A 14,035-nucleotide genomic window follows, 5' to 3' on the forward strand; every position below is an offset into this window, starting at 1 on the left:
GGCACAAGGTCCGCAATGAGCAAGCGGCCGAAACCCAAGCTCCATATCCAGAGCGGCTTTCACCTGCTGCGCCGTGACGCGAAATGGCCGGTCTGGGCTGACCTGCTCGCGCGGCTTGGCCTCGCCTTCTTCCTCATCGCAATCGTCGTCCTCGTCCACTGGATCGACCGCGCGGGGCTGAAGGACAGCCACGACGGCCACATCAGTTTTCTCGACGTCGTCTATTTCACGATGATTTCGGTCACGACGACTGGTTTTGGCGACATTGCCCCCGTCTCTGACCGATCGCGGCTGATCGAGGCGGTGATCGTGACCCCGATCCGTATCGCGGTGCTCTTCATATTTGTCGGCACCGCCTATAATTTCGTCATCAAACGCACATGGGAAAAATGGCGCATGGCCCGCATCCAGGCAAAGCTCACCGATCATTGCGTCGTGCTCGGTTACGGCACCAGCGGCGCCGAAGCGGTCCGCGAACTCATCGCGCGCGGCACCGACCCCGCGTGCATCGTCGTGATCGACCAGTCGGGCCCCCGCATCGCGGCCGCCGAAGCCGCCGGCTGCAACGTGCTGCAGGGCGACGCATCGAACGACGACACATTGGTCGACGTCCAGATCGCCAAGGCGCGAACGGTCCTCGTATCGGCGGGCCGCGACGACAGCTCGATCCTGATCGTCCTCACCGTCCGTCACCTTGCCCCGCATGTCCCGATCAGCGTCGTCATCCGCGCGAAGGATAATGAACTGCTCGCGCGGCAGGCCGGCGCAAGCACCGTCATCAACCCCGTCAGCTTCACGGGCCTGCTCCTCGCGGGCTCGGCGCAGGGCGAGCATGTCGCGGACTATATGGCCGACCTCGCCGCGACGGGGGGCAAGGTGCAACTGCGCGAGCGGCCCGTGGGCAGCGAGGAAGTCGGCCGCGGTCTCGACCAGCTCGCCAGCGGCGGCCGCGGCCTCCGGATCTACCGCGCCGGCAAGCCCTACGGCTTCTGGGAGCCTGAGGTGCAGACGCTCGAACCCGGCGACACGATCGTCGAGGTGGTCAGGTGCGAGACGTGCGAAGCGGATTGATGGGCGCTCGCAAATGACGCTTTTGGGTGCGAGCTGACGTTCGCTATCCTGAAATTCGTCATCCCGGACTTGATCCGGGATCTATCGCAGCGCCGAGGTCACGGACCCCGGATCGAGTCCGGGGAGACGATAAGAGATATGTCCCCTTATCGTTGAAATCGGCTGCCTGCGACTTCAGCCCCGCCAATAAAGCCAAGCCGCCCACAGCCAGCCACCAATGAGCAACGTCCCGCCGATCGGCGTCACTGCACCAAACCATTTCGGCGCGCCGAGCGCCATCGCGTAAAGCGTGACCGCAAAAATCGCGCCGCCAACCAGCAACATGATCGCTGGTCCGCGCGCAACGCCCATGATCGCGAGCGCCGCGACCGCATGGATGAGCTGATAGATGCCGCCGGTGCGCAGCCATTCGGCCTCCTGCGGTCCTGCCGCGCCGTGCGCACCGAACGCGCCCGCTGCCACCGCCATCGCCGCTGAAATCGCTGCCAATGCACCGAGCACCCGCGTCCCCTTCCCTAACTGCCTGCAATCGGCCAAGCTATAGGCGGAGAAGAGGGAGAAGGCGATGCCCCGTGACGTTCCATTTCCCGAGGGGCTGAAGCCGCCGAGCAAGCTCGCGACGCTCGGCGAGCTTGCGCTGCCGTTCGATATGATCCGCTTCGGCCTTGGCGGCTATCACCTGATCGCCGCGCCCCGCGGCGACGGACGCCCTGTCGCACTCCTGCCCGGCTATGGCGCCAGCGAATTGTCGATGCGGCCGCTGGAGGCATATCTCCGTCACCTCGGCTACAACGTCCGCGACTGGGGCATGGGTCGGAACAACGGCCGCGTCGCCGCCGACGTCGAACGCTTCGCCGCGCAGGCGGCCGAATGGGTGAAGACCGACGGTGCGCCGCTGACCCTCATCGGCTGGAGCCTCGGCGGCGTCATCGCGCGCGAGACTGCCCGCGCCTACCCGCACCTCGTCCGCGAGATCATCACCCTCGGCACCCCGATCATCGGCGGCCCCAAATATACGGCTCTGGCGCAGCGCTTTGCGGGCCGTGACTTCGACGCGATCGAGCGCGACATCCATGCCCGCAACCTCAAGGGCCTGACCCAGCCGCTCACCGTCATCTATTCCGACCGCGACGGCATCGTCGGGCCGGACATTGCGGTCGACATCTACAACGACCAGGCACGGAATATAAAGGTCGACGCGACGCATCTGGGCCTTGGCATCGCCCCGCGCGTCTGGCGGATCATCGCCGATACGTTGGCGGGGAAGAGCTGACAGACAACATTTTTCCTTCGTCACCCCGGACTTGATCCGGGGTCCATGCCTTCGGCGCTACGACGGATCCCGGATCAAGTCCGGGATGACGAAGACAAGCGTGAGCCACGCCAAGCACAGCTATGGTGACAAACCACAAAAAATCCCCTATGCGCCCCGCCAATCATGACAGTCAAAACCCTCCCCACCCAGCCGAAGGTCGGCATGGTGTCGCTCGGCTGCCCGAAGGCGCTCGTCGACAGCGAACGGATTCTCACCAAGCTGCGCGCCGACGGATACGGCCTGTCGCCCGACTATGCGGGCGCCGACGTCGTGCTCGTCAACACCTGCGGCTTCCTCGATTCCGCCAAGGAAGAAAGCCTCGAAGCGATCGGCGAAGCGATGGCCGAGAACGGCCGCGTCATCGTCACCGGCTGTATGGGCAACGAAGCCGAAGTCATCCGCGCGCGCTTCCCGAACGTGCTCGCGGTCACCGGCGCGCATCAGTATGAACAGGTCGTCGACGCCGTCCACGACGCCGCGCCGCCCACCCAAGGACCGTTCGTCGACCTCGTCCCCGAAGGCGGGTTGAAGCTCACCCCCCGCCACTACAGCTATCTGAAGATCAGCGAAGGCTGCAACCACAGCTGCTCCTTCTGCATCATCCCCGATCTGCGCGGCAAACTCGTCAGCCGCCGCATCGACGCGGTGCTGCGCGAGGCCGAGAAGCTAGTCGCGGCGGGCACCAAGGAACTGCTGGTGATCAGCCAGGACACGTCAGCCTATGGCGTCGATATCCGCCACGATCCGCGTCCGTGGCACGGCCGCGAGGTGCGCGCGCATATGACCGACCTTGCGCGCGAACTCGGCCAATTGAAGACCAGCGAAGGCCGCGCCCCCTGGGTGCGCCTCCATTATGTCTATCCCTACCCGCACGTCGATGCGGTGATCCCGCTGATGGCCGAAGGGCTGCTGACCCCTTATCTCGACATCCCCTTCCAGCATGCGGCGCCGAGCGTCCTCAAGCGGATGAAGCGTCCGGCGAACGAAGCGAAGGTGCTCGAACGGCTGAAAAGCTGGCGCGCGATCGCCCCCGATATCGCGATCCGCTCGAGCTTCGTCGTCGGCTTCCCCGGCGAGACCGAGGAAGATTTCCAATATCTGCTCGACTGGCTCGACGAGGCCCAGCTCGACCGCGTCGGAGCGTTCCGCTTCGAACCCGTCGCGGGCGCGCAGGCCAATGCGCTCGACAATCCGGTCCCCGAAGAGGTCAAGGAAGAGCGCTACCAGCGTATCATGGCGAAGACCGCCGCGATCAGCGCCGCGAAGCTCGAAGCCAAGATCGGCCGCACGCTGCCGGTGATCATCGACGAAGTGGGCGAAGCGGATGAGGACGGCAGCATTGGCGCCACCGGCCGCAGCCAGGCCGATGCGCCCGAGATCGACGGCCATGTATATCTTCGCGACGTCGCGAAAACGCTGAAGCCCGGCGACATCGTCGACGTCGAGATCGAGGACGCCGACGAACATGATCTGTTCGGGGTGGTGGCCTAGCCAGCCTGCGAAAAATCGCTGTCCTACATTGCCCGGGCCGCATAGCTTTGCGGAATGACGGCTGCTCGCCCCCGCAAACAGCAAATCGCGAGTGAAGTTGCGCAGTTTTCCGCCGTTTCGGAAACCAGCCCCATTCCTCTCCTTCGTCACCCCGGACGTGATCCGGGGTCCATTCTTGTCACCGGTGGCCGGTGGCCCCCGGATCAGGTCCGGGGTCACGAGGGGAGGTTGCTTAGCGCCCACAAAATGCGATTCCAGAGTGAAGTTAGGCAGATTTCCGCCGCTTTTCGTGCCGTGCTTTTCTGCAAGGAACGGCTTCCGCCAATTGCCGTTATAAGGAGCAGAGACGGTAGCGGGGGCACAATATGCGACTAGTCCAGCTGGCGACCGCCACGTTGCTGTCGAGCGTCGCGCTGACCGGCTGCGACCGCCAGACCGAGGTCGAAGCGCCGCCGCGCGCGACCGACAAGGCGCCCTCGCCCACGCAGAAATCGCTGATCGCGGTGCCGATCAACGCCAGCACCGCTTCGCTCAAACAGGCGCTCGAACGTGCGGTGCCGACAACGCTGTGGACGATCAACCAGCGCGAGCGGGCGTGCGTCCAGCCGCAGCGGGTCAAGGTCTTCGGCAAGAAGGTCAAGGTCACCCCTCCGATCGCCTGCACGATCGTCGGCCAGGTGACGCGCGGCCCGCTGCGACTGCGCGGCGAGGGCGACGAGATCGTCGTCGACGTGCCGCTCCACGCGACGATCGCCGCGCGCGACGTGGGCGGGGTGCTGAAGGGCGAGACCGCGACCGGCGCCGCCATGGCGCATGCGCGCGTCCGCATCGAACTCACGCCCGACTGGCGCACGCAGGGCAAGGCGCGCATCAGCTATGGCTGGACCAAGGCGCCGGGGATCGATTTCCTTGGGCGGCGTATCACCTTCACCGATCAGGCCGATGCCAAGCTGAAACCCGTCGTGCGCGACGTCGAGCGCGAGGTGAACCGGGAGATCGCGAAGATCGACATTCGCAAACAAGCCGCCGACGTGTGGCGGCAGAGCTTCACCGCGCTCGAACTCAACCGCGAGAATCCGCCGGTGTGGATGCGCGTGACGCCGCAGCGCATCCTGTACGGCGGCTACCGGATCGAGGGTGATCGCATGAACCTCAACCTCGGGCTCGAGGCGATCACAGAAACCTTCGTGTCGGGTCGCCCGGCCGATCCGAAGCCCACCCCGTTACCGCGCCTTGTGCGTGAAATGCCCAAGCCGCATCTCGATGTCCGCGTGCCGGTGATCGCTGACTATGCGATACTCCAGCCCGTCGTCGATCGCGCGCTCGCCAAACGGTCGGCGCGGCCCTTTGTCCTTCCGAAGCTCGGCTCGATGATGGTGACGTTCGGCAAGTCCACCATTTACGGCGCGCCCGGCGGCCGGATTGCGGTTGGCGTCGACGTCGAAGCAAAGCTGGAAATGCGAACGGGCGAACCGACGCGCGGACGCATCTGGATGACCGCAATCCCGACCAACAAGCCGGGCTCGGCCGAGGTCCATTTTACCAATCTTTCGATCAACGGCGACACCGACGGGGTCGGCGGCGACCTGCTGATCACGCTCGGTCAGAGCCCGGGCTTTGCCCCGCAGATTGCCGATGCATTGACGCAGAATTTCTCGCGCGACCTCGACGAGCTCCAAGGCAAGATCAAACGCGCGGTGAACCAGCGGCGTGAGGGCGCCTTTGTCATCCGCACGCGGGTCGACGGCTTTGAAACGGGCGAAATCAAGGCGTACGGCAACGGCCTCTATCTGCCGGTGCGGATGACCGGCGCGGCCGATATTGCGTATCGCCCCGCGAAATGATCAGAAGAGGCGCGTCAGCGCGTAGAAGGCGGCCGCCACGATGGCGCTCGCCGGAATGGTGATGAACCACGCCGCGACGACATTGCTCGCGACGCCCCAGCGCACCGCGCTCGCGCGGCGGGCAACGCCGGCGCCGATGATGCTGCCGGTGATCGTGTGCGTCGTCGACACCGGGATGCCGAGCAGGCTGGCGGTGAACACGACGATCGAGCCGCCGGTCGAAGCGGCGAAGCCCTGATGATGCGACAGTTTGGTGATGCGGCCGCCCATCGTCTCGATGATCTTCCAGCCCCCCGACAGCGTTCCGAGGCCGATCGCGATATAGCAGCTGATCGCCACCCAGTGCGGGACATGGAACTCGCCGGTCAGATAACCGGTCGAATAGAGCAGGACCGTGATGATCCCCATCGTCTTCTGCGCATCGTTGAGCCCGTGGCTCAAGGAATAGGCTGCCGACGAGAAGAGATGCAGTGTGCGGAAGGTGCTTTCGGCAAATTTCGCGCTCGCGCGGCGCAAGGCCCAGCTGCTGAGCAGCATCACCAGCATGGCAAGCAGCATACCGAGCATCGGCGACACGAAGATCGCGAGCACCGTCTTGTTGAGTCCGGTCCACTCGATCCCCTCGAACCCGGCATGGGCAACGCCCGCGCCGACGATCCCGCCGACGAGCGCGTGGCTCGACGAGGAGGGGATGCCCTTCAGCCATGTCACGACGTTCCAGAACATCGCCCCGACCAGGGCGCCGAACACGACCGCGGGGGTCACCAGATCCTTATCGATGATCCCCTTCCCGATCGTTTCGGCGACCTTGTGGAGTTCGGGAAAGGCGAGCGACAGGAAATAGGCGGCAAAGTTGAAGAAGGCGGCAAAGACCACGGCCTGCACCGGCCGCAGAAGGCGCGTCGCGACGACGGTCGCGATACTGTTCGCCGCGTCGTGCAGACCGTTCAGAAAATCGAACGCCAGCGCGAGGATGATCAGGCCGACAAGAAGCGGAAAAGCGAGTTCGTGCATCGGGCGGACCCCCGCTTACGCGTGGTCGATGACGAGGCCGTCGATTTCGTTCGCGACATCCTCGAAGCTGTCGGTGACGCGTTCGAGATGTCGGAACAGTTCGCGAGCGATCAGAAACTGCGTCGGGTTCGCCTCGCCATGCTCCTTGAAAAGCCGCTTGAGGCCCGCGGCATGTATCTCGTCGGCATGGCCCTCCATCCGGACCAGCCGTTCGGTGAGTTCATGAAGGCGCGTCCCGTTCGCCGAAATATTGCGCAGCAGCGGCAGCGCCTCGGCGGTCAACCGGGCGGCATCGACAATGATCCCGCCGATATCGCGCATTTCGGGCTCGAATTCGGTGACGTCGTACAGGTCGACCGCGCCGGCGGTCTTCTGCATCTCGTCGATTGCATCGTCCATCGAGGCGATCAGGTCGGTGATCGCGCTGCGATCGAACGGGGTCAGGAAGGTGCGGCGAACGGTTTGCAGTACCTCGCGCGTGATCGCGTCGGCGTCATGCTCGCGCTCGATGATCTCCTGGACATGGTCGGCCATGCCCTCGCCGCCCTGCAGCATCCGCGCGAGCGCTTCGGCGCCCGCGGTCAGCGTCGCCGCGTGTGCCTCGAACAGCTCGAAGAAATTGCCCTGCTTCGGAAGCAGGCGCTGGAACCAGCCGAACATGTGATTGACCCCTGTCTTTTGGGCAACATTATAGACGACGCCCGAACGCTCCGCCGCGGCGCGAAAACCACGGTCGCCGAACGACCGGATCATCGCCTGAAGATCGGGCTCGTCGACCGACGCAGCGGCCTGATCGAGCGTGAACCAGCGCCGCTCGCGCTCGTCCATTTCCTTCCATTCGTCGAGTTCGCGCGTCACCGCGAGGGGAAACACCTCGACATTGTACATGATCGCGGCGCCGTTCGCGCGGCGCTTGCGATATTCATAGCTACCGATCGAGGTCGGGCAGACCGCGCCGAGCACGCCGGCTTCCTCTTCCGCCTCGATCGCCGCCGACGCATGCCGGTCGAGCCCGGTGAGCGGGTTCCCCTTGGGAATCACCCAGCGCCCCGTTCCGCGCGAGGTGACGAGCAGGATTTCGGTCGGACCATCCTTGTCGAGGCCACCGAACCGGTAAGGAAGAACGGCAATCTGGCGCATTTATTCGGGTCTGCAGGTTCCGCTGGCCGCCCCGCGCCGCAATGTGAAATTGCAATTTGGTGACGATAATATGACAATTGAATGACAGAAGTGGCAGCCCTTAGCCCGATCGGACCTTTCCGTAAACGTCAATTCGATTGCAAAATGCAACGCGGTGCGTAAGCTGCGCGCCAAAGACAAACGGGAGACGAAATGATGGCAGGCACGGCGAGCCCGGTGGACCAGGACGTCCTGATCGTTGGCGCGGGCATTTCGGGCATCGGCATGGCAGTGCACCTGCAGATGCACTGCCCCGACCGCAGTTTCGCGCTCGCCGAACGGCGCGCGAACCTTGGGGGCACCTGGGACCTGTTCCGCTATCCGGGGATCCGTTCCGACAGCGACATGCACACGCTGGGCTTCGTGTTCGAACCGTGGAAGCATGAGAAGTCGATCGCCGACGGCCCATCGATCCTCGAATATCTGAATCGCATCGTCGACGAGCGCGGTATCCGCGACAAGATCCGCTTCAACGCCAAGGTCGTCGGCGCCGACTGGGACAGCGCCACCGCGCGCTGGACGGTGACGATGGAGGATGAAAAGGGCGCGACCTCGACCACGACCGCACGATGGCTCTACCTTGGCTCGGGTTATTATGACTATGACGAGCCGTTCGATGCGCAATTTGCGGGTCGGGAGGATTTTCAGGGGCAGATCGTCCATCCGCAATTCTGGCCCAAGGATCTCGACTATGCGGGCAAGAAGGTCGTCGTGATCGGCTCCGGCGCCACCGCGGTCACCATCGTTCCCTCGATGACCGAAAAGGGCGACGGCAAGGGCGCCGCCCATGTCACCATGCTCCAGCGCACGCCGACCTGGTATGCGATCCGCCCGGCCAAAGACGCCTTCGCGAACTTTCTCCGCAAAGTCCTGCCGAGCGAACTCGCCTACAAGATCACGCGTTTCAAGAATGTGAAGATGCAGGACATCGTCTTCAACAAGGCGCGCACCAAGCCCGAGAAGGTTCGCGAGTTCCTGACCAAACAGCTCCAGAAGAACCTGGGCGACAAATATGACCCCGAAGCCTTCACCCCGCCCTACAATCCCTGGGAGCAGCGCCTCTGCCTCGTCCCTGACGCCGATTTCTTCGAGGCGATGAAGGCCGACAAGGCATCGGTGGTGACCGACCATATCGAACGCTTCGATGCGACCGGTATCCAGCTCAAATCAGGCAAGCATCTCGACGCCGACATCATCGTGACCGCGACGGGCCTGAAGCTCGCGGTCGCGGGCAAAATTCCGGTGCGCGTCGATGGCGAAACGATCCAGTGGAACGAGCATTTCTATTACAAGGCGTGCATGTTCTCGAACGTCCCGAATTTCTCGGTCGTGTTCGGCTATCTCAACGCCAGTTGGACGCTACGCGCCGACATCGTGTCGGAATATGTCTGCCGCGTGCTGAACCACATGAAGGCGGCCGGCGCCGATATCGCAACACCGGTGCTAGAGGATCCGAACAGCCTGACCGAAGAGAATATCTTCGACTTTTCGTCGGGCTATATCCAGCGTTCACTGCACATCATGCCGAAAAATGCCGACGCGCTGCCGTGGCGGCTCAACCAGCATTATGTGAAAGACCGCGTCGACATGCGCACAGGCGAGATCGCCGATGGCGTGCTGACCTTCACCAAGGCGGGCGCGGTGGCGACGGCCGCCACAGCAGCTGCGGAACTCGAAGCGGCCGAATAATCATCCGAGGCGTTCGGGTTTGCCTTTGGCCGAGCCTTTCGCGAAATCCTCAAGCTGTTTCTCGGTCATGCTTTCGAGCATGTCCTTTGATGCACCCTTGAGTTTCGACTTCGGCGTTTCGCCGCGCTTGGCGCTGAGCGCGGCACCTGCCGCTCTCTGTTGCGCTTTGGATCTGGCAGGCACGATCGATCTCCTTCAGTTGACCGGCAGGAAGTCGCGCGCGAACTCAGGCTTCACGACGCGCACCAGCGCCGAAGTCACCGGCATGTTGATCTTGTAGCTCCCCTCGGCAAAGGGCCCGATCTCGTAGGGAGCGATAGCGATCGTCATCCGGTCCAGATAACGGCCGTCCGAAGAGCCGACCCAGACCGTCTGCGCCGACACGGGCGGGCATCTGGCAGACGGGCTGCCGGGCTCGTCAGGCGTCTGAATGCCCTTCGCCGCTTTTGCCTGCTTGATCCGATCGCAGAAATCCTCGCGGATCGCGGCATCGAAGGCTTCGGGGCTGACGAACAGATCGACGGGTTTCAACCGGGCACGTTTGTTGCGATCCCACAGCAAGGTGTCGAAGCTCGTCATGCCATGAGCGCCGCCCGCATATGTCTCGATTTCCGCCGAAAGGCTGAGAAAGCGGGGTGTATTGGTGACCCGCAGCCATTTCTGCAGGTGACTGTGTGCGTGATAAGGGAAATGCCCCTTCGCCGACGCCGCCCTGTCGCGCTCGGCTGCCGCGACCAGTGCGGTGTGTTTGACCTGTCGATCGGCGTCGAGAAATTTGGCGAGTTCGGGAATTTGTGCCGCCTCGGCGGGATAGGCATAAGCGAATTCGATCAGATCGTTCTTTTCCTTTATGTCCGAAGCGGGCGCGCCTTTGGCCAGCGCATCCTCGCTTCCGCCCGGCGGGGCGCCTGGGACCGATGCGGCGACCGCCTTGTCGACCTTCGTCGGCTCGTCTTTCGAGCAGCCTGCGGCGAGTAGCAGGATCGAGAGGATTATGGCGGTCATTCGGTAGGGCATGATCGCACAACGCAGGGAATCGACAAAATATCCCCGGCGGCCTAGCACCTCGGCATGACCGACTATTCCGACCTGATCCAGCCCGACAAGGGACAGGATGCCCGCCCGATCCATCTCGTCGACAAGAAGGGCTATGATGAATGGCTGAAGGGGCGCAATGCCCGCGAGCGCGCGCATCTGGCCGCGGTCGGTTTCAAACCGGACGCCTTCGTCCACGCAATCCTGCCCGGCGACGATCCCGAGCGTTGGGCAGTCGTCACGACGGTCGCGAAAGTCGACGAGTTATCGGCGTGGTGTCTTGCCAAGCTCGCCCAGATCCTGCCCGAGGGACGCTATCGGGTTGAGGGCCATCAGCCGGGCAAGGCGCTGTTCGGATGGCTGAGCGCACAATATCGGTTCGACGCGTATAAATCGAACCCGCCGACGAAAGGCCCGCGCGTGCTGCTGACCACCGATGTCGCTGCGATCGCGCCGGCGGTTGCCGAGATGCGCGCGACCGCGCTCGTCCGCGACCTCGTCAACACACCCGCCGCCGACATGGGGCCCGCTGCGATCGAAAAGGCGGCCGAACGCATCGCCAAGGCGCACGGCGCCAAGCTGACCGTGACCAAGGGCGAAGCGCTCGAACAGGGCTATCCGATGATCTACGCGGTCGGGCGCGCGGCGGCGAAGCATCATGCACCGCGACTGATCGAGATCGAATGGGGCAAGGACGATCATCCGCGCGTCGCGCTCGTCGGCAAGGGGATCAGCTTCGACAGCGGCGGGCTCGACATCAAGCCCGCAGCGGGGATGCGGCTGATGAAGAAGGATATGGGCGGCGCCGCGCATGTGCTCGCGCTTGCCGAACTGGTAATGGCAAGCGGGCTGCCGGTCCGCCTGCACTGCCTCGTAGCGGCGGCCGAGAATGCGATTTCGGCCGATGCATTCCGACCCGGTGACGTGCTCAAGAGCCGCAAGGGGCTGACGGTCGAGATCGGCAATACCGACGCCGAAGGGCGACTGGTGCTGGGCGACGCGCTTGCCAGGGCGGGCGAAGACCAGCCTGAACTGATCGTCGATTTCGCGACTCTGACGGGTGCCGCACGGACGGCGCTGGGCCCCGACCTTCCGGCGCTTTACGCCAACGACGACAGCCTCGCCGAAGACCTGCTCAAGGGCGGGACCGACCGCGACGATCCGCTGTGGCGGATGCCGTTGTGGGATGGTTATGCCGACCTTCTCGAAACCGATATCGCCGATATCGGCAATGCCGGAAGCTCGCCCTTCGCGGGATCGATCACCGCCGCCCTCTTCCTGAAGCGCTTCGTCCCCGACGGCACACCCTGGGCGCATTTCGACACCTTCGCCTGGCGCCCCTCGGCGAAACCCGGCCGACCGAAGGGCGGCGCCGCACTCGGCCTGCGCGCCGCATGGGCGATGCTTCAAGCCCGCTATGACCGCCGCAAGAAGGGCGATCGTCCTTGATAAAGCCGGGGCCGCTGGTCTAATGCGCCGCGACTTTCCGCAAAGCGCGGATAAAGACGAGTTACAGGACAAGACGTGACAGCGAACAGCGGCGAACATTCAGCGGCAAACCGCGTGCGCATGGGACGCCCCGGCCTGGCCGGACAAGGCCGCGATCATTTCGGCCTGACGGGCACATCGCACGCGTTCGATCCGCGCATCGTGGCAATCCGCCCCGACCTCGCCGACATCGCGGTCGCGGGCATTCATTTTGCGCCGCATTACGCCGCGCCAATGATGGTGAGCGGCGTGCTGCCGGCCGCGGTGATGCGCGGGTCGCCGTCGCTCGACGCCGACCAAACGAGCGAGTTGCTGTTTGGCGAGGGTTTCGCGCTGCTCGATCTCACGGGCGGCTGGGCCTGGGGCTATAGCCTCGCCGATCACTATGTCGGTTATTTGGCGGCCGAAGCGCTCGGTGCGCCGATCGCACCGACCCACCGCGTCGACATGATCGAGGCTATGCTGCACTCGGCGCCCGACGCCGCCACCGGCGGCCCTGCCGTCCTGCCGCGCGGGGCGCTCGTGATGGGCGAGACCGAGGGCGAGTGGCTGAAGACCGCCCATGGTTATTTGCCGATCGCCGCGCTGGTCGAGGTCGGCAGCGAGCATGACGATCCCGCTGCGGTTGCGGAATCGATGGTCGGCACGCCCTATCTGTGGGGCGGCCGCACCGCGAAGGGCATCGATTGTTCGGGGCTGGTGCAGCTCGCCTGGGCGTCGGCCGGTGTGCAATTGCCGCGCGACAGCGATCTGCAGCTTGCCGCGCTCGGCGTGGACAAGGATGTCGACCAAGCCGATCTCGCGCGCGGCGATCTCGTCTTCTTTCCCGGCCATGTCGGGATCATGGCCGATAGTCAGAACATCATCCACGCGAGCCGCCAGTGGATGGAAGTGCGCGTCGAATCGCTTGCAGAGGTTGCGAAGCGGTCGGCTGCGAAAGGTAATGACGTGCCGGTCATCGGCTACAAAAGACTGCGATAAAGCCATGACCCAGACGGTCTTCATAGACGGAGCGGCGGGAACGACGGGCCTGGAAATCGCCGAGCGGCTCGCCGGTCGGAGCGAATTCGCGCTCATCGCGCTGCCCGACGCCGAGCGCAAGGATGCCGCGCGCCGTGCCGAGGCGCTGAACGGCGCCGACTTCGTCGTCCTCTGCCTGCCGGACGCTGCCGCGATCGAAGCGGTGGCGATGGTCACCAATCCCGATGTGCGGATCATCGACGCATCGACAGCGCACCGCGTTGCACGCGGTTGGGCCTATGGTTTTCCCGAACTCAGCGCCGTGCAGCGTGACGCGATCGCGGGTTCGAAGCGTGTCAGCAACCCGGGATGCTATCCGACAGGTTTTCTCGCGCTCGTTGCGCCGCTGGTTGCCGCGGGGATTATTGCCCGCGACGCTCAGCTCAGCGTCAACGCGGTGTCGGGTTATTCGGGCGGCGGCAAGGAGCTGATCGCAAGGTTCGAGGCGGATGAGGACATTGGCTTTCGCAGTTATGGCCTGAACCTTGCCCACAAGCATGTACCCGAAATGACGAAAGGCGCCGGGCTGGTACATCCGCCGCTGTTCGCGCCCGCGGTGGTGCCAGTCTATCGCGGTATGCTGGTCGAGGTTCCGCTGAACTTCGGCGCTGCGACCGCCGACGCCGCCTTCGAAGCGCTCGCTGCTCATTTCGAAGGGTCGCCGCTTGTCAGCGTCCGCCGCGCGCGCGACGAAAGTGAACTACTGCTGAGGAAAAGCGACGAAGCGACCGACCGGATGGAACTGATGCTCTACGCCAGCCCCGACGGCACGCAGATCCGCCTCGTCGCGCGGCTCGACAATCTGGGCAAGGGCGCGAGCGGCGCCTGTGTCCAGAACCTCAATATCATGGCAGGACTGCCGGAAACGGCGGGCTTGCGGCTCTAGGTC

At 64.3% G+C, this 14,035-nt stretch carries 13 protein-coding genes; 8 read left to right on the top strand and 5 right to left on the bottom strand.

What is annotated here, in order from left to right; translation table 11 throughout:
* The first annotated feature begins 15 nt into the window (after positions 1-15).
* Positions 16-1,071: a potassium channel family protein gene (locus tag ATE64_RS09485; RefSeq protein WP_058455336.1), complete on the top strand. Its 1,056-nt coding sequence runs from the start codon at positions 16-18 to the stop codon at positions 1,069-1,071.
* A gap of 174 nt (positions 1,072-1,245) precedes the next feature.
* Here ATE64_RS09485 and ATE64_RS09490 read toward each other — a convergent pair whose 3' ends face one another.
* Positions 1,246-1,572 (bottom strand): DUF423 domain-containing protein, encoded by a 327-nt coding sequence (locus ATE64_RS09490; protein WP_058455337.1) that lies wholly within the window; start codon positions 1,570-1,572, stop codon positions 1,246-1,248.
* Between the two features lie 64 nt (positions 1,573-1,636).
* Here ATE64_RS09490 and ATE64_RS09495 point away from each other — a divergent pair, with 64 nt between their 5' ends.
* The 3 genes from ATE64_RS09495 to ATE64_RS09505 all read left to right on the top strand — a co-directional run bounded on the left by ATE64_RS09495 (position 1,637) and on the right by ATE64_RS09505 (position 5,721).
* On the top strand, positions 1,637-2,344 hold the full coding sequence (locus ATE64_RS09495) for an alpha/beta hydrolase (protein WP_058455338.1): 708 nt from the start codon (positions 1,637-1,639) through the stop codon (positions 2,342-2,344).
* 165 nt (positions 2,345-2,509) lie between these two features.
* The gene (gene rimO, locus ATE64_RS09500) at positions 2,510-3,877 is read left to right on the top strand and encodes a 30S ribosomal protein S12 methylthiotransferase RimO (protein ID WP_058455339.1); all 1,368 of its coding nucleotides are present in this window, start codon (positions 2,510-2,512) and stop codon (positions 3,875-3,877) included.
* A gap of 365 nt (positions 3,878-4,242) precedes the next feature.
* Complete coding sequence (locus ATE64_RS09505; RefSeq protein ID WP_058455340.1) at positions 4,243-5,721, top strand: DUF4403 family protein; 1,479 nt, start codon at positions 4,243-4,245, stop codon at positions 5,719-5,721.
* Here the strand turns inward: ATE64_RS09505 and ATE64_RS09510 are convergent, their stop codons facing one another.
* Complete coding sequence (locus ATE64_RS09510; RefSeq protein ID WP_058455341.1) at positions 5,722-6,735, bottom strand: inorganic phosphate transporter; 1,014 nt, start codon at positions 6,733-6,735, stop codon at positions 5,722-5,724.
* Between the two features lie 15 nt (positions 6,736-6,750).
* Positions 6,751-7,875, bottom strand: a complete 1,125-nt coding sequence (locus ATE64_RS09515) for a DUF47 family protein (protein ID WP_197410146.1) — start codon at positions 7,873-7,875, stop codon at positions 6,751-6,753.
* Between the two features lie 192 nt (positions 7,876-8,067).
* Between ATE64_RS09515 and ATE64_RS09520 the strand changes: the two genes are divergently transcribed.
* On the top strand, positions 8,068-9,603 hold the full coding sequence (locus ATE64_RS09520) for an NAD(P)/FAD-dependent oxidoreductase (RefSeq protein ID WP_058455342.1): 1,536 nt from the start codon (positions 8,068-8,070) through the stop codon (positions 9,601-9,603).
* Here the strand turns inward: ATE64_RS09520 and ATE64_RS09525 are convergent, their stop codons facing one another.
* Together ATE64_RS09525 and ATE64_RS09530 are read right to left on the bottom strand one after the other, a co-directional pair.
* Positions 9,604-9,786: a DUF3008 family protein gene (locus tag ATE64_RS09525; RefSeq protein WP_058455343.1), complete on the bottom strand. Its 183-nt coding sequence runs from the start codon at positions 9,784-9,786 to the stop codon at positions 9,604-9,606.
* 12 nt (positions 9,787-9,798) lie between these two features.
* The gene (locus ATE64_RS09530; RefSeq protein ID WP_058455514.1) at positions 9,799-10,608 is read right to left on the bottom strand and encodes a DUF4163 domain-containing protein; all 810 of its coding nucleotides are present in this window, start codon (positions 10,606-10,608) and stop codon (positions 9,799-9,801) included.
* 66 nt (positions 10,609-10,674) lie between these two features.
* On the opposite strand from ATE64_RS09530, the gene ATE64_RS09535 reads away from it, so the two are divergent.
* The 3 genes from ATE64_RS09535 to argC all read left to right on the top strand — a co-directional run bounded on the left by ATE64_RS09535 (position 10,675) and on the right by argC (position 14,032).
* Entirely contained in the window at positions 10,675-12,087 is a 1,413-nt protein-coding gene (locus tag ATE64_RS09535; protein WP_058455344.1) for a leucyl aminopeptidase family protein, read from the top strand.
* A 75-nt stretch (positions 12,088-12,162) separates the two neighbouring features.
* Positions 12,163-13,107, top strand: coding sequence for a C40 family peptidase (locus ATE64_RS09540; RefSeq protein WP_231729063.1), 945 nt, complete (start codon positions 12,163-12,165; stop codon positions 13,105-13,107).
* Between the two features lie 4 nt (positions 13,108-13,111).
* On the top strand, positions 13,112-14,032 hold the full coding sequence (gene argC, locus ATE64_RS09545; RefSeq protein ID WP_058455346.1) for an N-acetyl-gamma-glutamyl-phosphate reductase: 921 nt from the start codon (positions 13,112-13,114) through the stop codon (positions 14,030-14,032).
* Positions 14,033-14,035: the final 3 nt, after the last annotated feature.

The sequence above is a fragment of the Sphingopyxis sp. H073 genome, from assembly GCF_001468395.1.
In the GTDB taxonomy this organism is placed as follows: domain Bacteria; phylum Pseudomonadota; class Alphaproteobacteria; order Sphingomonadales; family Sphingomonadaceae; genus Sphingopyxis.